The following is a 23,635-nucleotide window of genomic DNA, read 5'->3' on the forward strand; positions in this document are numbered from 1 at the left end:
TATATTAGTCCAAACCAAACAATTCCCTCTTATTCGGGGAAAAGATGGAAGCTTCTAAAGCATTTGGGCTAGTAATAAGAAAATTAAGGGTGGCGAAGGGTTTAACTCAAGAAGACTTAGGGTTTGATTCGGAGCTAACTAGGGCGTATATCAGCTCAATTGAGCTAGATCAAAAGCTACCTTCAATTACCACCATAGCTAAGCTCGCTAAAGCTCTTGGCTTAAGCCTTGCCGAGCTAATGCATCATGTCGACAAAGAAATGAAGAAGTAAAGAGCTAAAAAATTAGAAATGATCTCCTGTCCCACACGCCAAAATTGCTGAGTAGGTTAAACAATCAAATAGATCATCTGCCCTCTTATAGCTTTCCTTATCTGCGATTCGGTAATTCATAATTTGGGATAACAGATGATTTTTATAACTCCCTTTACTATCGATCATCTTGTCATAGGCGTATTGGCTTATTTTGATTTGTCGCCCAGCTACATAGGGCGATGAAGCAATAGCTCGCTCATCTTTGCCAATAGAGGTGAGGTTGCTTGGAATAGCTTTTGTATAAACCCCAGTTCTAATAGATTGCCCTAGCAATACAGTGCCAGATCCTTTGTCTTCGATAAAGATTCCTAAGCTCCCCCACTTTGCCTTATGTTCACGGACAAGATCTTCGATTCTTTGCTGAATCTCAGGCAAATAATCGATTAATAATGAGCCATGAATCTGACGCAAATCCCAATCAACAATGAATACCTTTTGGGGTTGTAGGTGTGTAGGTGGTTGGTAGGCGCAATAGAGTACTGCTGTCGAATCATGGGTTGCCCCCGCCTTGAGTGCAGTATCAACCACTGCAAAAATCCCACCGAACATTTCAGGCAATGGCTCTGGTATGCGATCCTCTCCAAGAAAATATTCCAAAGGGAAAAAAGTTGCTGAGTTCATGTTCAAAAAAGTAGCTTCATACTCCTGAAGCCATATGAGTGGCAAGGTACGCCTTTTAATTAAATCAAGCTCATCTTTAGGCAAATAAGGATTGCTACTACTAGGAGCTTTGAAAACTGTCCAATAAGTATCGGCATCGTTGCAAATGCGATTAAAGAAGTTCTCATCACTAATGCCGTTGGGCGTGGAGCAAGCCATTGCTGACCCAGCATAGTCGGTTAGCGTTGGTCTTATGGCTGTGCTCCATTGAAATTCGAAGTTGTCCTTAGCAAAGGCAATCTCGTCTAAATAGATTTCGTGAAACTTCTCGCCCCGCCCTGCCGTTTCGTTCTCAAGGCTAAAGAACTTAATCCTTCCCCCTGTATCTGGCAGTCGAATAATGCCCTCGGTCTTATTGGCTTCGATCTTGATCTCATTCAAAAGCAAGACGATGGTTTGCCATATCTCGCCAATCATTCGGTATTGGGGCACGAATACCCCAATGCTTTTGCCATTAACTGCACCTTTGCATACAAGGTTAGTAATGAGGGCAGATTTTCCAGCCCTTCTACCTAAGCAAACTGCTTTAAAGCGTGCTGGGTGATCGGCAATTCTTCTTTGCGCTGGATGAAGGCTAGGAAGATTTACTCTTGGATTAGCCATTGTCTTGCTCTTCTTTTGGTTCTTTAACTTCTAAGCTCATATCGGGATCGACTAACGAGCCAACATTAAGCTCGATAACCTTAGTGCCACCAATCGAGATGTCTTTTAAGGTATTGGAAAGAACGGCTGTCTTTGCTAATTCATTCGCTAGTTCAGCAGGAAGCTCGCCACGGGTTACGGCATTAAGAGCGTAATCAACCTTATCGGCAATGCTCAGCTCTTCAGGTATATGGATTTCGATATAGCTTTCAGGTTTACGATTGCCTAAGCCTTTATCCATCAAAATTCTTAACGCCCCTAGATCACCGCTCCTAGCCATGGTGATTAGCTTCTCTACCATTTCGGGCATATGGCTGTTGAGCATCCTTCTAAGCTCACCCTGAATACCACTTCCTACGGGTCTGCCCTTGGGATTGGGAACTTGCCCCTTTTTGAATTGGGTATCTTTTGAAGTCCTTTTTTTGCCCATCTCTATTTGGGCTTCGGGCTTTTGGTCTTTAGTCATATCGATGCACTCACTTTGGTTAAGTCTGTGCATCACTCCAGACTTAATCATTTTGGGGGTTTATTTATTTGCTGTCAAAGATTAGTCCCTAGACTTATCTTCCATATATAGAGCTAGCGCACTAAAGTCAGCCATAAACCCGTCAAGATTTTCAAATTGCCGACCATTCCAAGTGACCGTGCCATCGTAATTAAAGATAGCTATCCGAACAGTGCCTAAGTTAGTACGCTGATATCCAGCAATGAGGGGCGTGATCGTAGTTTCATCACCTTCAACCTCTGCTCGCCACGCTATTATGAGCTCTTCGACTTGTTCAAATTGAGGTTTGCCATTCTTATCAACGCCTTGGTAGATTGCTACTAGAGCCAGTCTTTCGACATTGATCGGGATATAGGTTATTGCCATGATGTATTACTCCTTTTTGTAAATAATTCTTTAGCCATCGAGTGTGTTTAATTCTTGGGAAGTTAGATAAGACAAAAAAAGATTTGGTGCACCCTACAAACGGATAGTTAGGGAAGTATGGAAACTATGGAAAGTTTGGGAAGTTTGGGAAGTTCCCTTTCTATATGGCTTAACGGGTCGATGGTTAGGTAGAAAATGCCATGCACCAAAATGAAACTTTCCAACTTTCCACTTTTCACCCCCCACGGAATTTTTTAATCACTTCAGCCAAATAGCCGTCAGCTATCAGCCCATATCTACATCCGTGAGTAGGCACTTTCAAGGTTAGCCATTTCGGGTTTTTGCTCTTACCTTCTACATATCGGTTAAGAACTGTTTGCAGTCTTCTTCTAGTAATGCCGTCATCCTTTTCTAGCTGATAAAGCTCGGAAACCGTCTTAGAAGTAGTTTTGATTTGTTCTTGAACGAACTCGATAATGCTTTCGTCTTCCTTGAGTTGCTGTTGCTCATGGGCGATGGATAAGGTATCGACATAACCATCGAGAACGGTCACTTCACCATCTGCCGAGATAGAAAAGCTCATGTTTTCCACCTTAGCCCGCACCTTATCGGCTTCGGTTGAAACGGTCATCGTGCCGTCTTCGTTCTTAACGGGAATGAAGTAGATCAACTCATCGACATCATTTCGAAGATCACCCGTGCCCTCAAAGATGGGTTTGCCGTCTGCATCGTTGTATTTGTTCGTATGAGCTAAACAAATAATGGTCATGCCCTTAGCCGTCAATGCCCGCAAGATATTGTTAAAGTCCTTTGCCTTGCTCTTTTGCATTAAGTCAGCGAACTTCTTTAAGGTATCGAGCACTAGAACGGTCTTAGAGTAGTCAGCATCTAGCTGTTGGCTCATACCTTTTAGGCTTGCAATCACCTTCTCGGCTGATCCGTTGGTTAAGTCAGGATTGAGCAAGGTATAGCCGTTATCGTGGGCGTGCTCTGCATAGGTCTTCAAGTCCGATGCCGAAGCATCCGCATTGATATAAAGCACTCGATAGCCTGACTTAGCCAGCTCTGCACTTACATAAACCATGATCGTGGTCTTGCCACCGTTAGCCTTGGCACAAAATACAATAAAGTGCCCCGCTACTATCAGCTTGCTATAAATGAATTTGGCATCGTCTAACTTCTCAACGGTTTCTTTAGTCACTTCCATGGTCATTAAGTCCAAAAAGGGGTCGTTCGTGCTTTCAAGTGGGATGAGCTCGCCCGTTACTGGGTCAATCGATGGGCTAAGCTGGGTAAGAGAGTTTGAGAGCGTGCCTAAGCCGTTGTTTTCTCGTTCTTGTATATAAGATCTTTGGCAAGCCTTGTTAAAAGATTCACCGCCCACCTTGAGCCAGTTATCGCCAGCATCCTTTAGGGCATCCGATGTGTTACCACCGTGATAAATCAAAGTGAAGGCAGAGAAGGCATCGTGAGCACCATTGGATTCATTAGCCGTATAGAGTGGGTCATTAGGACTGAGTGAATACACTCGCCCACCCTTTACCGATGCAGAGAAAGAACCCGATTCAGAATGAGGATGTCGAAAGTTATTGCCATGCTGTGAGTAACCAGCCCCCAGTAATATGTCCTCAACTTCAAAGCATCGATTGAACTGCACTATCAAGCTCTTAGAACTGGTATCGCTAGAAGCCTGTAACGCTTCTCTACGCTTCTTTGCTTCCTCTTGCTTGGCTTTGGCTGTTTGCTCTGCCTTAATGCGCTCTGTTCGCTTTAAATCGATTTCTAAAGCCCAATGCTCTAGCGGATCGAAGTCGTTTAAATCTCTAACAGAGATACTTTTATAAAACTCACCACGGTTAGGCAAATAGAAAAGCTGTCCCGCTTCTAAAACTCTTGGGTCTGATTCAATCCCATGCTTATTAAATAAGTCCACCATGAGCCCTTGGCAAATCAGATATTGCTCACCCGTCAATGGCTTAGCCAAGAAAATAATTAGTCGGGCTTTCTGCCTATCTTGCGTTGCGCTCTTGGTTGTATAGAGTTCGACATTGCAATGAAGTTCGCTTGCAACAATGCTCGCTAAGTTCTCTAAGGTTGTCGGGTTATTGTCAAAGTCATTAACCATCGCCTGAAACGAACCATTCTTTTCTTGCTCGGCAAATACTCGGCTTTTCAAGCTTGAAGCAATCATCCATTGGGCGAGTGACTTAGGCTCATTGGCTGGGTTATCAACCATCGCTTCGATGTCTTGTCTGCTGAGTAACTCGTAAGGGGTGAGCCGTTTCGATGGCTTAGCTGGGTCTGCTTCGTTGGTATGGAATTGCCCATAACCCGATACAAATACAGGCTTAATTTGTTGCCTATTATTTAGGCAGTCGGTAGAATTCATATATGCAAATCTTTGTTTGGTGGCAACTGGATGAAGGTCTAAAGGGGGTCGATTAGTTCTAGCTAATCGGCTCTCAGCTTTTGTGGGGGCTATCAACTTCTAGCCATCAGCTTCGCGATGTCCGTCACAAAGAAATTCCACCTCCCACCAATCTTGAGTGGCTTCGCTCCATGAAAATGCCCGTATAGGCAGATATGCTTTCTTAGCGTCTGAGGTGCGTTATTGGTTACCTGAGCCGTTTCGTCTAACGGCAAAATATCTCTGCCATTAGCCGTGTGCTTTAAGCCTTCAGGTATTGCTACTTCGTTTTTATTTTGTTCGACTTCGATAATCATGGAAACACCTCATCGTTAAGATGATTCCATTAGGACAAGGGGAATTTTTCCCGACAAGAATATGTCGAGTGTTGATAAACCTATATATCAATTGACTAAGATGGCAGGATTAGATCGGGAGAAATAATCTTTTTTTAGTTTCCCGATTCCCCGATTAGTTTTTGGGTGGTTTCCAGTCATTATTCTCAGCCCACCAGCCATCCGAACCAAACGCTTCACGAATAAAATTACTTTCCGTAACGTCTTTATTCGTCTTGGTCTTGATGCTCTTAGCCTTTAGATATTTAACTACCTCTCTCGCAATGCCATTCTGGGTATAGCAATATGGTTTTTTATTGCCCTCATCCATTAGCTTTCTTGCATAAATGCGCCCTTCAATAACAAAGTCGGGCTTACCCTCTTTAGGATTGGCATTGTTATAGGAAGCAACCTTAGCAATGGCTTTGTCTAAATCATTTCTAGCCTGACCCCGCTCAAGCTCCTGACGAGCCTTTTCCAACTTCCTACTTATGATGGTTGCTCCAGCTATGAAGCGAAGAGCCTTATTTTCTGCATCTTTACTCATTTGCATTTCTTTCTAATGCGCTTTCATTTCAAAGACCTTGCCAGCCGAGTGAAAGGTTCTCGGTTTTCGCCCCGTCAGGCTAGGCAAGTTCTATTGGTTCACCACCTTTAATCCATTGTTTTCTTTAACTGGCAATGGGATGCCAGCTTCGGTTAATAGCCAATTCACATAGCCATCGTGCCACTTAGCTAATAGCTCAATGGGAATATCTAAGTAATGCTTATCTCGAATTGATTGCGGGGCGTGTCCTTGGATGCGTGCCCCTGCTCCATCGGGTTGTTCTGCCCATATAAACAAGGAAGCAAAAGACCTTCTTAATCCATGAATGGATAAGTGAGGAATACCAGCCAAGGCGATGGCTTGGTTATGCGCTATCCGTGGTTCGGTAATGTAGCCGTCTTTAGCTTCTAGGCTTGAGAAGACAAAAGCATTTCTCCTGGGCAATGAATCGATCAACTGCTCCATATAAAGGTTCAAGGGAATATATCGCCCCTCGGTCTTGATCTTATCCTTTAGCCATACGGTCTTAGCCTTGAAGTCCACATCCGACCACTTTAAAGCGATCAACTCGCCCCGCCTTGCGCCTGTTAGAAGAAGGCATTGCAGATAAGTGGAGATGATCTTGTTAGAACCCTTACCAACGGCATTGAACCAATCGGCAATATTGTTTCTTCGTAAGACATCGCCATCCTTCTTACTGTTCTTGCTCGGGATGATTGCAAGCAAGCCATCGTCTGCCACTACTTGAGCATTAACCACGGCTTTATAGCGAAAGTCTTTAGAGCACCAATTCCAAAAGGTTCTAAATTTCTCAAATGCTTGTCTTGCGTTATTAGGTCTTGTCTTGCGCTCATCATTCAGCCAATCTTTCAAGACTTGGGGAGTGATCTGCGCTAGCTTTAACTGCAACAATGGATAAAGCACTCCTTGAACCGTAACCTTTTTGCCCTTCTTATGAGGTATGCCACCTTGCTGGGCTAGTACGAGATGATCTTGTAGATGACGCTCGCCCCACTTCTTACCCTTAGCTAATCCCTTGAGTGGCATTAAAGACTTTTGGTGCTCGATGTAGTCATCCCATGCCTGTGCAACAGTTAGGCGTTCTCTATCCTCTTTAGCCTTCGTTTGTTCTTTTAATTTCGCCTGAGCAATTCCCTTTTCTTCTCTCTCTTGGCGAGGATCGATGCCTAGGGCAAATTTGTGCTGAAGGTCGTAGGCAAGCTCTTGAACCTTATCGAAGGGAATATCACCGATGGGGAAGCGAATCGTATTGCCGTGCAATCGCCTTTCAAAGAAGAAAGACCGCCTACCAGTTTGGGAGATTCGTAAGCCTAGCCCTCGTATATTGGTATCCCAGTAAAGGGTCTGTTGCCTACCCTCTAGGCATTTCAGGTCTTTAGTGGTCGCTAGGGTGAATTTAAAGGTGGTTTCCATGAATTTGGTCTATTTCTTACTCGTAGGCAGGTCGTAGGCAAATTCTAGCAATATTTGGGAAAATTGGGGAATATTTATAAATAACCTATAAAGCAGGTAATTATTGGGTTTAGCCTTATACTTACTGCGAAGTTGAGGTTTTATAAGGGGCTGAAATTGGTCGTTTTGTCGGGCTCATAACCCGAAGGTCGTAGGTTCAAATCCTGCCCCCGCAACCAAGAATTACGTACTAAGCCCTTAATTTTTAAGGGCTTTTTGCTTTTCTGGGCATTAAAAAAGCCCAATTTCTCGGGCTTTTTAGCTATTTCAGGGTGGCTTTAGTTCAAAACCTTGTACCCGCGACCACTCAAACATCTCTTCACAACAGCCTCTTGAGCCTGATTACCAGTAAATGCACCGCCTGCACCACCAATCACCGCGCCAGCTCCAGCAGCCTGTACGATGCCCGTTTTATTGCCGCCTGTCACAAGTCCTAATAAGCCACCAACTACAGCGCCAGCGCCAGCGCCTTTGGCCGCAGTCTCACCCATACCTGATTGCTGTTGAGCATAGTTTTGACAGTCTTTTAAATCGCTCTCATATGCAGCCTCATTGACGCCCTTCATATCCACTAGGGGGCGAACATTCGCACCGGCACACCCAACCGTCACAGCAACCACCAGAGAACATAGGCCAAGTAACTTATTCATCTGCAGAATCCTTTTATTCAATTTCACATCGATCGATGCCATATCCGTTTTATATCATGTCGCAAAAACTGTGTCGAAGATTTTGAATTATTTTTAAATAGCCAAGCCTGGGCACCTGTTTTCGGCGTTTGATGAAAAGGAATCCCTAAATTCTGATAGCGTGCCGTGACATCTGGATGTGGATGCCCATAGCGATTGCGATAGCCATTCTGTGCAAAAGCCTGATGAGGTTCCAATCTTTTTAGAAGCGCCAAGGAAGAGGAAGTTTTGCTGCCATGATGTGGTGCCATAAAAATCAATTCCCTGTCGCCGATTTCATACAACATTTTCTCATCTAAGCGCTCAGTAACTTCTGCTTCACCTTGCTTTTCAACATCACCCGTTAACCAAAGCGAACTTTGTTGATTGCGTACCTCAAGCACGCAACTCATTTCATTGGGCTTCCCAGGATATTGATCAGCAAATACTATCTCTTCATGAGGATGCCAAATTACAAATTCGACACCATCCCATTTCCAACGCTGACCAAAGCGACAGGGAATGGCCGGAATCTTTCTTTTATGTAAATTTTGAAGTAATGGATTAGCGCTAGGCAAAGATCCCATCATCAAGTCAAATTGAATACTCTTCAGAAGTGTTGCAGCCCCACCAATATGATCACTATCGCTATGACTAATGACCATACGATCAATGTGATAGATCCCCTGGCCACGCAAATAGGGAAGAATTATTCTCTGACCTGCATCATCTTTCTTGCCTTGAATAGGCCCTGTGTCGTATAGCAATTTTCTATTAGCGGTTTCGATGAGAACTGCAGTGCCCTGACCAATATCAAAAACACTCGCCCTAAACTCTCCTTGAGCGAGATGTACATCTCCAAATAATTGGCTTGGCCAAAAAAATAAGGGGATAGATAAAAGGATGCCAAACAATCGACCTCTCCATGTTTCACCAATCGGACCAGGTCGAATTGCATACACAATTCCACATCCAGCTATCACCAGCATCCACCACTCAGGCTGTTTTGACCAAGCCACAGACCAACTCCAACTCGCCATCCATTCCAGGATGACTGCAAGATATTCCATGGATGCATGCGCCGGCAATAAGAGCCAGCGGCCGATAAATTCTGGGAGTAAGGCACCGGCAATTGCCAGCGGAGTCACGATATAACTGACCAGCGGAATAGCAAATGCATTAGCCAGTGGTGAAACAATTGAAACTTGGTAAAACCAATACAAAGTCAATGGCAGCAGCGCCAGTGTGACAACAGCCTGGACACGGCACGCCTCACGAAGGGCTTGCCCCATACGATGCATCCAATGCGTTTCGAATTCTTTTCCCGTGGGAATGCCCAATAGACCAGAAGAATCCCCCATGGCATACAGAATGGCAGCTACAGCACTGAAAGATAACCAAAAGCCTGGCGTGTAGGGAGCCATAGGATCGATGAGCAACACGAATGCCAGAGCCCACCACCAGATATCAAAGGAACGTGGATTTCGGCCGGTCCATAAAGCGAATGCCACTACCCCAACCATATACATCGTTCTTTGCGCTGGAATCTGAAAGCCCGCCAACCAGGCATAGATAAACGCAGTTACAAATCCCGCTACAGCCGCTACCTTACTGACCGGAGAAATCAGTGGCCATGTGCGTCGACGCCATATAAATGCAGCAAATGAAGCGCCAACTCCTGCCAACATAGTTACATGGAGTCCAGATATAGAGATGAGATGCCCAATACCCGTTGCATTAAATACTTGCCAGTCATCTTGATCGATGGCGTTCTGATCCCCCATTACCAAAGCAATCAAAACACCTACATACCTCGCATCATCCGGCAGCATAGACTGAATCTTTTTTCGCAGATGCCATCTAGCAAGCTCCATGCGTAACTCAAACTCTGTCCAAGCGATATCTTTATCCAGCAATAACTCGCCAGACCTTACAGATCCGCTAGCTCCAAAGTCTTGATGAAAAGACCAACGCTCAAAATCAAAGGTATCTGGATTTAATGAACCATAAGGTCGCTTTAGCTTTGCCCTGATCTTCCAGCGCTGTCCAGGAATTACCTCTGGAATCGCTTGAGGATTTCTCCAAGCAGGCTGCCAACTCAAATAGATTTTCTCTGGAAAGTAATTCAGGGCTTCTTTTCCAGAGAAGGCCTCGTCAACCTCAAAGGCAAACTTGGCGCCCGATGAATTACTTTGCGGCAATGCTGCAACTCTTCCCTTGAGCGTTAACTCCTTACCCTCCAACTCTGTTGCAAGAATATTCTTTAAGCGATTTTCAGCATACAAAGCATTCCATGCAAAACCTACTACAACTAGCAAACTAATCAGTGCAAATTTCTTTAGAAGAGATTCTGGATTAGAAAGCAGGATTGTCAGCAAACAAACTGCGCCAAAAGTAATGCAGGAAATGAGCCAATATTCTGGCAATTGCGGCAAAAATAAAAGGAGTAATCCCCCGGCAATGAATGCCGTAATAGCTAATCGCAAGAAATTAAGAGGCTAAGTTGAGACTTAAGAGCTGAGGAATACCTGCGCAGAGGGCAGACCAGCGTGGCAACACTTGCATTGCATTACCCCATATCGCCGAAGCAAATTCAGCATCACTGACACCCCTAACTAAGGCAAGTTCTTTTGCAATCCGCGGTAGAAAAGCAGGCTCATTAAAAGCAATACCCTCCCCTCTGAGCCATGCTGGTGGGATGTCGGGAGAATCTGTTTCAGTCACAATACTGTCAAGCGGCAATTCTTTTAAAAGTCTACGGATTTGCAAAGCGCGCTCATAAGTCGCTGCACCGCCAAATCCCAATTTAAATCCGAGCTCAATAAATTGCTCGGCCTGCTGAAAGCTGCCATTAAAAGCATGCGCAATTCCACTGGGGATACTTCGACGACGCAAGGCTTTTAAGATTGCATCCTGAGAACGACGTACATGCAAGATTACAGGCAATTGATATTTCTGAGCCAAATCTAATTGCGCATTGAAAAAGAACTCCTGCTTATGGGGATCTAAATCCTCAATGAAATAATCTAAGCCAATCTCACCAACACCCACAAAGCGAGGATCAGATATAGATTCAACAATTCTTTTCTCAAGTGTTTCGATATCGCCCTCTTGGGCTTGATTGGTATATAGCGGATGTATTCCCAAGGTATAAACCAAACCCGGGATTTCTTGACTATATTGATGGGCTAACTCTCTAATATGAGCACAGTCAGCTATCTTCACAGCAGGCAATAGTATTGCTTTAACGTTTTTTTCAGCAGCCGCCTGAATAATTGTCGGCAATGAAGTTGCAAACTCAGGGGCATCTAGATGGCAATGGGTATCAATCCACATGGGATGCCCACTCACACAGAAAATGGTTTTAATACTCCACGCTCTAAATGCAAGGTCCGATCACAACGCTTAGCTCGCACCGGGTCATGCGTCACGATCACAAAGGCTGTACCCTGATCTCGAGCGATGTCCAACATCAAATCAAATACGCCGTCTGCAGTCTCAGTATCGAGATTGCCTGTTGGCTCATCCGCCAGAACGCAAGCGGGATTACCAACCAAGGCACGAGCTACTGCCACACGTTGACGTTCTCCTCCAGATAATTCAGCTGGAGTATGGATTTTACGTGCAGCTAAGCCAACCGCCTTAAGCATCTTACTAGCGCGCTCCATTGACTCATCATTACTAAGGCCACGAATGCGCAAAGGCAAAGCCACATTCTCTGCAGCACTGAATTCATCTAAGAGATGATGGAATTGATAAATAAACCCAAGACTATGGTTACGCAGTTGATCTAACTTCTTCACTGATAAGTTATTCAAGTTAGAACCAGCCAAAATGACGGAGCCAGCGCTTGGAGTATCTAAACCACCCAATAAATGAAGTAAGGTGCTCTTGCCAGAACCTGAAGAACCGACGATAGCCACCTTCTCCGATGGAGAAATATCCAAATCAATCGCTTTTAATACCTCTACGGCAGTGGGTCCTTGACCATAGGTCTTGGCTAAGCCTCTGGCTTTCAGCACTAAGCTATTGATATCACTCATAGCTGAATTACTCATAACGCAGGGCCTCCGCAGGTTGTACCTTGGCAGCACGACGACTTGGGTAAAGCGTCGCCAACACAGAAAGACCAAATGCCATTAATCCCACTGTCAGCACATCGCTAGTCCTAACATCAGAAGGCAATTCGCTAATGAAATACACCTCACGCGGCAAGAACTGAACATGGAAAATAGCTTCAATGACCGGCACAATGACATCAATGTTCAGTGCAATCAACAGACCTAATGCAACACCAACCAAAGAACCTAGAAGACCAATCGCCAATCCCTGAATTAAAAATATTCTTTGAATGAGTCCAGGGCTTGCGCCCATGGTTCTCAGAATGGCAATGTCAGCTTGCTTCTCATTCACTGTCATGACTAAGGTGGATACCAAATTAAATGCGGCTACGGCAATAATTAAAGTCAGAATGATGAACATCATCTTTCTTTCAGTCTGAACTGCTGCAAACCAATTGCGGTTCGATCTTGACCAATCAGTGACCCAAAGCGCCTGAGGAACAATCGCTGCTAACTCATTAGCGACTTCTGGAGCCCGCTGCATATCATCTACCTTCACACGCAGACCGGACGGATCATGTAGGCGTAACAAGGCAGCAGCGTCCTTCCAATGCATGATGGCTAGAGAACTGTCGTATTCATAATGACCACTGTCAACAATGCCGACTACCTGCAAAGTGCGCATCCGTGGCATAGCACCTGCTGGAGTTAAATCACTTTCGGGAACAATTAAATTAATACGATCACCGACGTGTGCGCCAACAATTGCTGCAAGCTGTGCACCTAAAGCAACACCAAAACTACCAGGCTTTAAATCATCAATATTGCCGGCAACAAATTGTTTTGGTAAATCTGAAACCTTACCTTCTTCGCTAGGCAAGATGCCACGAATAGCAACGCCACGCATCACTCCTTCGCGAGTCAATAAGCCTTGCGAACTCACCATGGGTGCCACACCAATAACGTGTGGTTGAGCTGAAACCTTCAGCGCCAGTGGCTCCCAATTTGCCAAACCATCGGGAGCGGTAATCTCCACATGAGATAGCACCGACAACATGCGATCACGCACTTCCTTTTGGAAACCATTCATCACCGAAAGAACCACAATCAGCGCGGCAACCCCTAAAGCGATACCAGCAGTAGAAATCCCTGAGATAAAGGATAGGAAACCATCACGCTTCCCCACGGTCTTACGACGCTTGGATCGGGTGTAGCGTAGGCCAATTTCTAGCTCAATAGGAAGTCTCAACATAGCCACAGTTTAGTGAATCGCGCGGACAAACTGATGGAATACTTAAATGCCACCTAAAATCAGGGGAATGACCGCAAATTCCACCCCCCCTAAGGCCCCGCTACGCCGCTTCACCCTGATGCTTTCAGGGGAAGATGCCTTGGATGAGCTCGAAAGTAGAGATAGCCCCCACAAGGGACTACCTCATGAGCGCTTTTTGCTCGGAGAATTACTTCCTATTGCACCGGTCTTACTGCTCGGTCAATCCAATCAACCAGTCAACCCAAACGAAGTCATTGCCTGCTTACAGCCCGTTCATCTGCATGCCACCCGAGATCACCTCATTTTGATGGGTCAAAACCAGATTGATCTGACCCCCGAAGAGTCAGCTAAGCTTCTACAAGCAGCGCTACCTTTTATTGAAGAAGATTTTCAGGGTTCTGTACTTTTCCATAACCAGCATTATTGGTTTGTTCCTGCTGGCCCATTTTCCAGCTTAGAAAGTTATAGCGTGGATCAGGCTCATGGCCGAAATATTGACTGGTGGATGCCGCGTGATACTCAAGAAGAAGGTATCGCGAAACGTTGGCGCAAACTTCAAAATGAAATCCAAATGCTTTGGCATATTGGCCCCGTTAATGAAGAGCGCGGACAACGTGGCATGCCCAGCATCAACTCAATCTGGATTAGCGGCATCGGTAAGCTCAATGATGTTCAAGCGCCTGCATTATTAAAACAATCGCAGCGTCTCATCGGCTCACACCCCATTCTGGCTGGCCTATCAAAGCTATTAACCCTTCCGCATGAAATCGATTTAGATGATAAAAATTTACTTGGTGCCTTCGCCTGGCTAGATCAACCACAAGCAGCATGGCCTCAGTTAAGTGCAGCACTACATAGCAAACAACTAGATGAGGTTGTCATCATTGATTTTCCGAAAGGTAAAGTTCGTGAACGTATTTTCACCGCTAAAGATCTCAATAAAAAATCTTGGGCCTTCTGGAAAAAAGCAGAGCCACTGACTTGGAAAGAAATTAGTCAGCTATGAGTTACGCATGAGTTTCATATGAGCTTATTTTCACAACGCCCCTTCTCAGAGCGCACTGCCACCTGGTTAGCGCAGAGTGGCTTACACCCACTACTGGCTCGACTCTATGCTGCTCGAGGCCTGCAATCTCCAGAAGAACTCTCGCTCGATTTAAAGCAACTGCTTTCGCCAGTTGAATTGAAGAATTGCATCAGCACCGCCTCTTTACTCGCCGATATCCTTGAGAAAAAAGAGCCTATGCTGATCGTCGCAGACTATGACTGTGATGGCGCAACCGCTTGTGCTGTTGGCCTGCGGGGCCTACGTATGTTGGGTGGCCCCGAAACCCCAATTCAGTTTCTGGTTCCGAACCGCTTCACAATGGGGTATGGTCTAACGCCTGAAGTTGTTGAGTTAGCAGCACAACAAACACCTAAACCCAAATACCTCATTACCGTAGATAACGGTATCGCCAGTGAAGCAGGTGTAGATCGCGCGCGCGAGCTAGGAATGGAAGTGATTGTGACCGACCACCATCTTCCTGGCGATAACTTACCAAAGGCCTTAGCCATTGTTAATCCCAACCAACCAGGTTGTAGCTTTCCAAGCAAAGCTCTTGCTGGTGTTGGTGTGATGTTTTATATGCTGGTGGCATTGCGCGCTGAACTTCGTAAGCGCGGTAAATTTACCAATGAAACTCAACCTAAGGTAGAGAACCTATTAGATCTTGTTGCCTTGGGAACAGTTGCTGACGTAGCGCAACTCGATCGCAATAATCGAGTATTAGTTTCTAATGGCTTAAAACGTATCCGTGCCGGGATATCTCAACCAGGCATTCAGGCTCTATTTCAGGCGGCGGCTCGAGATCCACGCAAAGCGAATACCTTTGATTTAGGCTTTGCCATCGGCCCCAGACTCAATGCCGCAGGGCGTCTAGCGGATATGACTTTAGGCATTCGCTTGCTCCTCACTGACAATGTAGATGAAGCCCTCAATCTTGCACATGAACTCGATCGTATTAATCGTGAACGCCGAGTGATTGAAACGGGGATGCAAGAAACTGCCCTCTCTCATCTTGCCGAAGATCAACTTGACGGCACTATGGCTGAGCGCACCAGTATTTGTTTATGGAACGCAGAATGGCACCAGGGTGTTGTTGGTATTGTGGCTTCACGACTGAAGGAACGCTTTAATCGCCCAGCGATTGTGTTTGCCCCTGCCGATGGCAGCACCGGTGAAGAATTACGTGGCTCTGGTCGTTCACTGACAGGCTTTCACTTGAGAGATGCCTTAGACCTGGTTTCCAAAAGAGAACCTGGACTCATTTTGAAGTTTGGTGGTCATGCGATGGCCGCAGGCCTAACGATTCGAAAAAGTGATTTTGAAAAGTTTGACACCTGCTTTCAGGAGGTAGCAAGTAGCCTATTAACGGATGAGTTACTAGAGCGCCGCCATGCCCACGATGGCGCATTGGAGCTTTCTGAATTTACCCCCGAAATCGGCGACTTGCTCGCTGAAGAGATTTGGGGCCAGGGCTTCCCTCAGCCGGTTTTCTATGGAGAATTTGAGATTACCCAGCAAAGCCTCATGAAAGAAAAGCATTTACGACTGATGGTTCGCCCTATTGGAAGCTCTGAAATCAAGGCAACTGATAAACCAATTACCGCCGTATGGTTCAACCGCACGCAAAGCCTGCCGGCTAAAGCTAAATTAGCCTACCGCCTAGTTACCGACCGCTATCAGGGACAGGCCCGCATCCAGCTCATGATTGAAGCCCATGATGAGGCAGCCACCCCCTGAGGGTAGTGTGCAATAACCCCCTTATAATTGGGGGATGGAAGCTGAACAACTAAATACTATTTCGAATACCTTGTCCGATCTGCTCACCCGTGAGCAAGCTCTTCGGGGGTATCTTTGACTTCGAAGTAAAGTCACGTCGCCTTACCGAAGTTAACTCGATTCTGGAAGATCCCACCATTTGGGATGATCAAAAGAAAGCACAAGCGCTGGGCAAAGAAAAGAAATTGCTCGATGGCGTAGTGGCGACTCTTACCGATCTCAATACCAACATTACTAGCGCTCTTGAGCTGTTTGATATGGCCAAAGAAGAAAGCGATTTTGAAACAATCGGCGCTATTGAGAAAGATGTTGAGAGCTATAGCAAGACTATTGGCGATCTAGAGTTCCGCCGCATGTTCCATAACGAGATGGATTCATGTAATTGCTTTATCGATATTCAAGCTGGGGCTGGCGGTACAGAAGCCTGTGATTGGGCCAGCATGCTCTATCGTCAATACCTCAAGTATTGTGAGCGTAAAGGTTATAAAACAGAAATACTCGAAGAGTCTGATGGCGACGTTGCAGGCATTAAGAGTGCGACGATTAAAGTCGATGGTGAATACGCATACGGACATCTCCGCTCTGAAACTGGCGTGCATCGCTTGGTTCGCAAATCTCCTTTTGACTCCTCTAATGGTCGCCATACTTCGTTTGCCTCTATTTATGTTTATCCAGAAATTGACGACTCGATTGAGATCGACGTTAATCCTGCCGACATTCGTACCGATACCTACCGCGCCTCTGGCGCCGGTGGTCAGCACATTAACAAAACCGACTCGGCTGTCCGTTTAACCCATATCCCAACTGGGATAGTGGTGCAATGTCAGAACGACCGAAGTCAACATCGTAACCGTGCTGAAGCGATGAGCATGCTGAAGTCTCGCCTCTACGAACATGAGATGCAAAAGCGCCGTGCTGAACAAGATAAGTTAGAAGCCAGCAAGACCGATGTGGGTTGGGGCCATCAAATCCGCTCCTACGTCTTAGACCAAAGCCGCATTAAAGACTTACGCACTAACGTCGAAATCTCCAACACTCAAAAAGTATTAGATGGCGATCTCGATGCCTTTATTGAAGCCAGCCTAAAACAAGGCGTGTAAAAACTAACACCCATTACTGCACCACTATAGATATGAACGATAAAGCCCATTTAGATACAGCCCCAGCTACTGAAGTAGTTGATGAGAATCACATCATTGCAGAGCGCCGTGAAAAACTGGCCAAGCTACGTGCTGGCGGTGTTGCATTTCCGAATGACTTTGTTCCTACCCATTTAGCGACTGATTTGCATGCTCATTACGACAGTTTGACTAAAGAAGAATTAGCCGCCAAGAAAGTTCATGTCAAAGTAGCTGGCCGCATGGTACTCAAGCGAGTAATGGGTAAAGCTAGCTTTGCCACCATTCAAGATCGCAGTGGGCAGATTCAGTTCTACATCAATGATGAGCTCAGCGGTGCCGACGTTCATGGTGCCTTCAAGCATTGGGATATGGGAGACTTTATCTCTGCCGAAGGCAATCTCTTTAAGACCAATAAAGGCGAGTTGTCTGTTGAGTGCAGCAACTTACGCTTACTCAGTAAATCATTGCGCCCACTACCGGATAAGTTCCATGGCCTCTCAGACCTAGAGACTAAATACCGCCAGCGGTATGTCGACCTCATTGTGAATCCAGAGAGTCGCAATACATTTAAAGCGCGTAGCAATGCAATCGCTTCATTACGTCGCCATATGTTGGATGCCGACTTCATGGAAGTAGAGACACCGATGCTCCACCCTATCCCTGGTGGTGCAGCAGCGAAACCCTTCATTACTCACCACAATGCTCTGGACATGCAAATGTTCTTGCGTATTGCTCCAGAGCTTTACCTCAAGCGTTTGGTAGTTGGTGGTTTTGAGCGTGTCTTCGAAATCAATCGAAATTTCCGTAACGAAGGCGTAAGCCCACGTCATAACCCTGAATTCACAATGATGGAATTCTATGCGGCGTATACAGACTATCGCTGGTTGATGGACTTCACAGAAGGCTTGATTCGTGCAGCCGCCATGGATGCTCAAGGCACTGCCGTATTAACGCATCAAGGTCGTGAACTCGATCTGAGCAAACCATTCCAACGCCTAACTATTACTGAGGCCATCCTCAAATACTGTGGCCAGTCAGGCAAAGACTATGATGCATCTCAGTTGGATGACATCAACTTCATTCGCGCTGAATTGAAAAAAGGTGGTGAGAACCCAGACGCCCCAACCCTCAAGAATGCCGGTATCGGCGCACTTCAACTCGCCCTATTTGAATTGGTTGCCGAAGAACATCTTTGGGAGCCAACTTACATCATCGATTACCCAATTGAAGTCAGTCCACTCGCTAGAGAATCCGACACGCGCCCGGGCATTACTGAACGCTTCGAACTCTTTATTACCGGCCGTGAAATTGCCAATGGCTTCTCTGAGTTAAATGATGCGGAAGATCAAGCGAACCGCTTCCGTAAGCAAGTAGAACAAAAAGAAGCTGGCGATGAAGAAGCTATGTACTTTGACCATGACTTCATCCGCGCTCTCGAGTACGGCATGCCTCCAACGGGTGGTTGCGGTATTGGTATCGATCGTTTAGTCATGCTACTAACTGATGCACCTAATATTCGCGATGTGATTCTATTCCCGCACTTGCGGCGCGAAGAAGAATAAATTCTTCAGCAAAGAAAAAGAGAGGCAACCGCCTCTCTTTTTTTAACTTCTTTTTTATTGCCATACCAGCAATCACTTAATTGCTATAGACCTCAACGCCACCTTTAATAGTTTTAAGGACCTGTATATTCTTAATATCATCTGGCGCAACCTTTAAGGGGTTTTGATCCAGAACTACTAAATCAGCCAGCTTTCCTGGTGCTAGCGATCCCTTGCTGAGCTCTTCCTTGTATTGATAGGCTGCATTGCGAGTAAATCCCTGTAGAGCCAAATACGGAGTAATTCGCTGCTCAGGCCCCAACACTGCACCAGAGAATGTCTTACGGTTCACGGCACTCCAAACCGAAAAGAGCACATTCGGGCCGGACGAAGGAGTGTCATTATGCAGAGCAAGTGTTATGCCTTTTGCATTAGCGCTATTCGCAGGGCTTAAATTAGCCGCTCTTTCACCGCCTAAGACCTTGTTATAAACATCGCCATACAACCAGGTATCGTTTGGCATCATCACTGCCATAATATTTTTCTTCTTGTAGTCATCTAACTGATCATCGCGTGCAAAAAACGAATGTGCAATCACGGTACGACGATCTTCTGTAATACCAGTCTCAGAAATTGTTTTAGCCAAAGCTGCTAGCGTCATATCAATACCAGCATCACCATTGCTATATCCAAAGTATTGAATATTTTTCTCGTAAGCCAACTTGGTGTACTTATCAAATAAGGCTTGTGGGTAATAGGCAAAGCCACGCCAGTCTTTTGGAAAACCGGTGGTATCAAGATAGGGCTTAGTGAAGTAGGCCAAGCGCAGTTGCGGCGCACCATCAGTAGGCACCTGAATTCCGGCAACCTTAAAGCCTCTATCACCCTGGCTATAAACGCCAAACTGAAAATTAGGATTAGTCGCCAACATTTGATCAACAACATCGAAGGTTGGCAAAGCAATTAAATCGATGGCTACAATTTTTCTATCGATAGCTAATCGCATATTACGCATATCAGCAATGCTGGCTTCGTAACTTTGTGCCGTTGTAAAACCATTGGAGACGTAGATCTTCTCGGCTTTGCGGTAAGTTTCAAATGTCAGATCTTGCGAATACTTCCCGACCGCCTTAGCAACCGCCTCTAAATAAGGCATGCCAATCAATTCACCTGTGAGTTGACCAGTTTTAGGGTTCACCGGAATAAACCCAGATACAGCTTTAGTGGCTTTTGTAATTCCTAACTTCTTTAGGCCAGCAGAATTCACCATGCCAGTCAGCGTAGAGATATTCTCCAGCAACACCGCTTGGTTTGGAAATGCTACATCAAGATCAGCGATTGTTAATCCACCATCAGAAAGCATTGCTTCAGCGTAACCTGTACCAATAATCCAACCATTAAATACTTTCGCCTCTGAACGCAGCCTGTTAATTAACTGGGCTCTAGTCTGCGGAGGATTTCTAGAGAAGTAGGCAAGATTGACGCCGAGCGTATCTTGGGCGATTAATGCAAAGTGGCCCCAAGTGTCAATAAAGCCAGGCAATAAGGTGTGCCCTTTTAAATCCTGTAGAGCGGCATTAGATCCAGCCTGAGAAAAGGCTTCGCGCATATCACCGGCGTAAGTAATCTTGTTGTCTTTGACAACAACCGCTTCAACATACTTAGGGGTATCACCCTCCATCGTGAGAATGTCCCCGTTGAAGTACACGGTGGGCGCAGTAACATTAGCGGCCGAAGCCAATGAAAATGTAGCTAAAAAGAGGGCAAGAAATTTATAAGTATTTTTCATAATCTCTTTATAAACCATTTAGGCTAAAGAGCCTACCGAGCATTCCGCTTGGAGAGCAATTATGCAGCCAAGCCTCTTTCGTCAAACACCCCTTCGAATAAGGCAGAGCTTAAATAACGCTCAGCTGTATCTGGAAGCACCACCACGATGGTTTTACCCGCGTACTCAGGCTTCTTAGCTAAGCGAACCGCTACTGCAGCTGCAGCACCGCAGGAGATGCCCACCAAAATACCCTCTTCTTTAGCAATACGGCGGGCAAATTCAATGGCTTCTTCGTTACTTACTTGCTCAACCTTATCAACCACCGATAAATCCAAATTCTCCGGAATAAAGCCGGCACCAATTCCTTGAATCTTATGTGGGGCAGGCTTGATTTCTTCACCATTGAGTTTTTGTGTGATAACTGGACTTGTAGTTGGCTCAACCGCAACCACCTCAATGTTTTTCTTCTGAGTATTTTTAATGTAACGAGCAACGCCGGAAATGGTTCCGCCAGTTCCAACACCCGCCACAAACACATCAATTTTGCCATCAGTATCTTCCCAGATTTCTGGACCAGTGGTCTTTTCATGAATCGCTGGATTCGATGGATTGCTAAATTGCTGCAGCAAGACATATTTAGGATCTGACTCTGCGATCTCCTTAGCCTTAGCAACCGCACCATTCATCCCTTTAGGACCTTCGGTCAAGACAATCTTTGCACCTAAAGCCGTGAGCAACTTGCGCCGCTCAATACTCATGGTCTCTGGCATGGTCAATGTCAAAGGGATGCCGCGAGCTGCCGCTACGAAAGCCAAAGCAATACCAGTATTACCACTAGTTGGCTCAACCAACTCTTTGCCTGGTCCCAAAATACCTTGTTCCTGCGCATCATTAATCATGGCCACACCGATACGACACTTGACTGAATAAGCTGGATTACGGCCTTCGATCTTGGCGAGCACAGTTGCTTTAGCGCCATCGGTTACGCGATTTAGACGCACTAAAGGTGTCTTACCAATGGTTTGGGAGTTGTCGGTAAAGTAAGTCATGAATATTCCTTGTTACAAAAAATGGGTTTGACAAATATCTTAAGAGGTAAAAGAATGCCTGTAAAAGAAGGGATGGTTATTTGCTAAGAACCAAATCTTCTTTAGGCTAAGGCTTTCTAAAAAAAGCAATCAACAATACTAGTAAGAGTGCTGCAAACCAAAGCAATGACCACTCCGGAACATGCAATCCCAAAATGGCAGGCAACTGAGCCGAACAAAGTCCATCGGCTTTAAATAACCAAGGCAGAGCTTGGGCCAACTGAAATTGATTTATCCACGTCTCAAGAGGATCAATTCCACAAGATGAATCTGGATGAGATAACAACCAGACCTGCTTGCCCGCAATGATCACTCCAAAACAAGCAGATGTGAGCGCCAAGGAGTGGAAGATTTTTTTCAGAGGAGGAATTCCGGCCGCCAAAAAACAGCTGATAGCGATTCCAAGATAGCCAATTCTCTGCAAGATACATAAAGGGCATGGCAAAAAAGGAGTGTTCTGATAGCCAAATTGCTGCAGCAAGGCGGCTAGGACCACCAAACTCAGGCTAAACAATGAAATAAATAGATATTGGGTGCGACGCATCCCTAGATGATAGCGAGATCGCCTTCCAAAAGACCCAAACTAAGGCTTTTATAACTAAAAGTGGGTACCTTATAAGAAGTTAATTGGTAGCTGAGTCATGGATGCCCCCAAGATTGAGGATAATTAAGGATTAGATAACCTCAATAAGATTACGTATTTATGGCAGCCTATAACACCGAAACCGTTCTGACCGTTCACCATTGGAATGACACCCTTTTTAGCTTCACCACCACTCGCAATAAAGGTCTGCGCTTTCGTAGTGGTCACTTTTTGATGATTGGTCTTGAGGTTGAAGGCAAGCCACTTGTGAGGGCCTATAGTGTTGCTAGCCCTAACTACCAAGAGCATCTCGAATTTTTAAGCATTAAAGTCCAGGATGGCCCACTAACATCGCGCTTACAAAAAATTCAGGTGGGGGATCCCATCCTCGTTAGCGAAAAATCGGTTGGCACTTTAGTGATTGATGATTTAAATCCTGGAAAACATCTTTACCTTTTCAGCACGGGCACTGGTCTTGCACCATTCATGAGCATTATTCGTGATCCAGAGACTTACGAAAAGTTTGAAAAGGTAGTTCTGATTCATGGCGTTCGCCTAGTCAGCGAGCTGGCTTATGGGGACTATATTAAGAATGAGCTGACTCAAGATGAGTATCTGGGAGAGTTGATTAGAGAAAAGCTCATCTACTACCCTACCGTAACCAGAGAAGCCTTTAAGCATACCGGACGCTTAACGACTGCTATCGAATCTGGTCAGTTATTCAAAGACATCGGCCTACCGCCATTGGATCCTGCAGTTGATAGAGCTATGATTTGCGGAAGCCCTTCCATGCTCAAGGAAACCGCTGAGATGCTGGATGCCAAAGGCTTTAAGGTATCTCCAAGCCTAGGCCAACTCGGCGACTATGTATTCGAACGCGCCTTTGTAGAAAAGTAAGCCTCGAATCAATATAGCTAAAAGTAGTTTAGTTATCGCTATATATTCCTTGCGAATATATAGCGGCCTTGATACAGTGTTTCTAACGAGATCAGTTTCAAGGAATTAAGATGTCACCTACCAGAGAACATTACAACCCGGCCATTATCAGCCTGTTGCGTGCACACGATCAGTTACCCCATGACAATATTGCTGAAAGAAAAAGTTTTCAGCGCCAAATTCTCTTTTTAATGAATGCCATCAAAACTGCAGAATTTGAAACTTCATTCTCTTAAGTAGTCATTTCTAAGACATAAAAAAACCGCCTAAATGGCGGTTTTTTTATTGACCTGAAAAGCACCTAACATCAGGGCGACTTATTTTGGCTTCACTTATTAATCTTCTATTTGAAAATACACTTCAGCGTTTGCTTGTTTGCTAGCCTGGCTAATCACAACTTGATCAGCAACCTTAGATGAGGCGAAAGTTTTTTCCGTAGTCTGCAAAACGGATTTAACAACTGCATCTTGTGTATTTTCAACTGTGTAACCCATGTCGAACTCCCCTATCCAATCTATGC

General features: G+C 45.4%; 23 protein-coding genes. 7 read left to right on the plus strand and 16 right to left on the minus strand.

Features of this window, described 5'->3' with window-relative positions:
- Nucleotides 1-44: 44 nt before the first annotated feature.
- Nucleotides 45-272, plus strand: coding sequence for a helix-turn-helix transcriptional regulator (locus tag VC182_RS01225; RefSeq protein ID WP_323484236.1), 228 nt, complete (start codon nucleotides 45-47; stop codon nucleotides 270-272).
- Between the two features lie 12 nt (nucleotides 273-284).
- Here the strand turns inward: VC182_RS01225 and VC182_RS01230 are convergent, their stop codons facing one another.
- The 12 genes from VC182_RS01230 to VC182_RS01285 form a co-directional block, all read right to left on the minus strand.
- Nucleotides 285-1,577 carry a terminase large subunit domain-containing protein gene (locus VC182_RS01230; RefSeq protein ID WP_323484237.1) on the minus strand — a complete coding sequence of 431 codons (1,293 nt, stop codon included), beginning with the start codon at nucleotides 1,575-1,577 and terminating at the stop codon, nucleotides 285-287.
- Nucleotides 1,570-2,082, minus strand: a complete 513-nt coding sequence (locus tag VC182_RS01235) for a DUF5681 domain-containing protein (RefSeq protein WP_323484238.1) — start codon at nucleotides 2,080-2,082, stop codon at nucleotides 1,570-1,572. The genes VC182_RS01230 and VC182_RS01235 overlap by 8 nt, the downstream gene beginning before the upstream one ends.
- An 81-nt stretch (nucleotides 2,083-2,163) precedes the next feature.
- On the minus strand, nucleotides 2,164-2,487 hold the full coding sequence (locus VC182_RS01240; RefSeq protein WP_323484239.1) for a hypothetical protein: 324 nt from the start codon (nucleotides 2,485-2,487) through the stop codon (nucleotides 2,164-2,166).
- A 235-nt stretch (nucleotides 2,488-2,722) separates the two neighbouring features.
- Complete coding sequence (locus VC182_RS01245; RefSeq protein ID WP_323484240.1) at nucleotides 2,723-4,876, minus strand: ATP-binding protein; 2,154 nt, start codon at nucleotides 4,874-4,876, stop codon at nucleotides 2,723-2,725.
- A gap of 92 nt (nucleotides 4,877-4,968) precedes the next feature.
- A complete protein-coding gene (locus VC182_RS01250; protein WP_216226983.1) occupies nucleotides 4,969-5,211 on the minus strand; it encodes a hypothetical protein in 243 nt (80 codons plus the stop codon).
- Between the two features lie 154 nt (nucleotides 5,212-5,365).
- Entirely contained in the window at nucleotides 5,366-5,776 is a 411-nt protein-coding gene (locus VC182_RS01255) for a hypothetical protein (RefSeq protein ID WP_323484241.1), read from the minus strand.
- A gap of 90 nt (nucleotides 5,777-5,866) precedes the next feature.
- On the minus strand, nucleotides 5,867-7,210 hold the full coding sequence (locus VC182_RS01260; RefSeq protein ID WP_216226985.1) for a tyrosine-type recombinase/integrase: 1,344 nt from the start codon (nucleotides 7,208-7,210) through the stop codon (nucleotides 5,867-5,869).
- A 317-nt stretch (nucleotides 7,211-7,527) separates the two neighbouring features.
- On the minus strand, nucleotides 7,528-7,899 hold the full coding sequence (locus tag VC182_RS01265; protein WP_072583189.1) for a glycine zipper family protein: 372 nt from the start codon (nucleotides 7,897-7,899) through the stop codon (nucleotides 7,528-7,530).
- Nucleotides 7,900-7,922: 23 nt separating this feature from the next.
- Nucleotides 7,923-10,403 carry a DNA internalization-related competence protein ComEC/Rec2 gene (locus VC182_RS01270; protein ID WP_323484242.1) on the minus strand — a complete coding sequence of 827 codons (2,481 nt, stop codon included), beginning with the start codon at nucleotides 10,401-10,403 and terminating at the stop codon, nucleotides 7,923-7,925.
- A 4-nt stretch (nucleotides 10,404-10,407) separates the two neighbouring features.
- A complete protein-coding gene (locus VC182_RS01275) occupies nucleotides 10,408-11,253 on the minus strand; it encodes a TatD family hydrolase (RefSeq protein ID WP_323484243.1) in 846 nt (281 codons plus the stop codon).
- An 11-nt stretch (nucleotides 11,254-11,264) separates the two neighbouring features.
- On the minus strand, nucleotides 11,265-11,975 hold the full coding sequence (locus VC182_RS01280; protein ID WP_323484244.1) for an ABC transporter ATP-binding protein: 711 nt from the start codon (nucleotides 11,973-11,975) through the stop codon (nucleotides 11,265-11,267).
- A complete protein-coding gene (locus tag VC182_RS01285; protein ID WP_323484245.1) occupies nucleotides 11,968-13,230 on the minus strand; it encodes a lipoprotein-releasing ABC transporter permease subunit in 1,263 nt (420 codons plus the stop codon). Before VC182_RS01285 ends, VC182_RS01280 begins: the two co-directional genes overlap by 8 nt.
- Before the next feature lie 67 nt (nucleotides 13,231-13,297).
- On the opposite strand from VC182_RS01285, the gene VC182_RS01290 reads away from it, so the two are divergent.
- The 4 genes from VC182_RS01290 to lysS all read left to right on the plus strand — a co-directional run bounded on the left by VC182_RS01290 (nucleotide 13,298) and on the right by lysS (nucleotide 18,758).
- Nucleotides 13,298-14,257 (plus strand): hypothetical protein, encoded by a 960-nt coding sequence (locus VC182_RS01290; RefSeq protein WP_323484246.1) that lies wholly within the window; start codon nucleotides 13,298-13,300, stop codon nucleotides 14,255-14,257.
- 18 nt (nucleotides 14,258-14,275) lie between these two features.
- Nucleotides 14,276-16,036, plus strand: coding sequence for a single-stranded-DNA-specific exonuclease RecJ (gene recJ / locus VC182_RS01295; protein WP_323484247.1), 1,761 nt, complete (start codon nucleotides 14,276-14,278; stop codon nucleotides 16,034-16,036).
- Nucleotides 16,037-16,070: 34 nt separating this feature from the next.
- A protein-coding gene (gene prfB, locus VC182_RS01300; RefSeq protein WP_215321673.1) for a peptide chain release factor 2 occupies nucleotides 16,071-17,175 on the plus strand; the annotation gives its coding sequence in 2 pieces (ribosomal slippage) (nucleotides 16,071-16,142 and nucleotides 16,144-17,175; 1,104 coding nt in all).
- 32 nt (nucleotides 17,176-17,207) lie between these two features.
- Nucleotides 17,208-18,758 (plus strand): lysine--tRNA ligase, encoded by a 1,551-nt coding sequence (gene lysS / locus VC182_RS01305; protein ID WP_323484248.1) that lies wholly within the window; start codon nucleotides 17,208-17,210, stop codon nucleotides 18,756-18,758.
- A gap of 76 nt (nucleotides 18,759-18,834) precedes the next feature.
- On the opposite strand, the gene VC182_RS01310 is transcribed toward lysS, so the two are convergent.
- From VC182_RS01310 to VC182_RS01320, 3 genes are all read right to left on the minus strand, one after another.
- The gene (locus tag VC182_RS01310) at nucleotides 18,835-20,526 is read right to left on the minus strand and encodes an amidohydrolase (RefSeq protein ID WP_323484249.1); all 1,692 of its coding nucleotides are present in this window, start codon (nucleotides 20,524-20,526) and stop codon (nucleotides 18,835-18,837) included.
- Between the two features lie 59 nt (nucleotides 20,527-20,585).
- The gene (cysK, locus tag VC182_RS01315) at nucleotides 20,586-21,557 is read right to left on the minus strand and encodes a cysteine synthase A (RefSeq protein WP_323484250.1); all 972 of its coding nucleotides are present in this window, start codon (nucleotides 21,555-21,557) and stop codon (nucleotides 20,586-20,588) included.
- A gap of 106 nt (nucleotides 21,558-21,663) precedes the next feature.
- Complete coding sequence (locus tag VC182_RS01320) at nucleotides 21,664-22,140, minus strand: disulfide bond formation protein B (protein WP_112313830.1); 477 nt, start codon at nucleotides 22,138-22,140, stop codon at nucleotides 21,664-21,666.
- 159 nt (nucleotides 22,141-22,299) lie between these two features.
- Here VC182_RS01320 and VC182_RS01325 point away from each other — a divergent pair, with 159 nt between their 5' ends.
- Nucleotides 22,300-23,076, plus strand: coding sequence for a ferredoxin--NADP reductase (locus VC182_RS01325; protein WP_216157371.1), 777 nt, complete (start codon nucleotides 22,300-22,302; stop codon nucleotides 23,074-23,076).
- A 110-nt stretch (nucleotides 23,077-23,186) separates the two neighbouring features.
- On the plus strand, nucleotides 23,187-23,351 hold the full coding sequence (locus VC182_RS01330) for a hypothetical protein (protein ID WP_192874953.1): 165 nt from the start codon (nucleotides 23,187-23,189) through the stop codon (nucleotides 23,349-23,351).
- 99 nt (nucleotides 23,352-23,450) lie between these two features.
- Here the strand turns inward: VC182_RS01330 and VC182_RS01335 are convergent, their stop codons facing one another.
- A complete protein-coding gene (locus VC182_RS01335; protein WP_216265132.1) occupies nucleotides 23,451-23,609 on the minus strand; it encodes a hypothetical protein in 159 nt (52 codons plus the stop codon).
- Between the last annotated feature and the right edge of the window lie 26 nt (nucleotides 23,610-23,635).

It is taken from the genome of Polynucleobacter sp. AP-Nickl1-40-C4 (assembly GCF_035012665.1).
Taxonomy (GTDB): Bacteria; Pseudomonadota; Gammaproteobacteria; order Burkholderiales; family Burkholderiaceae; genus Polynucleobacter.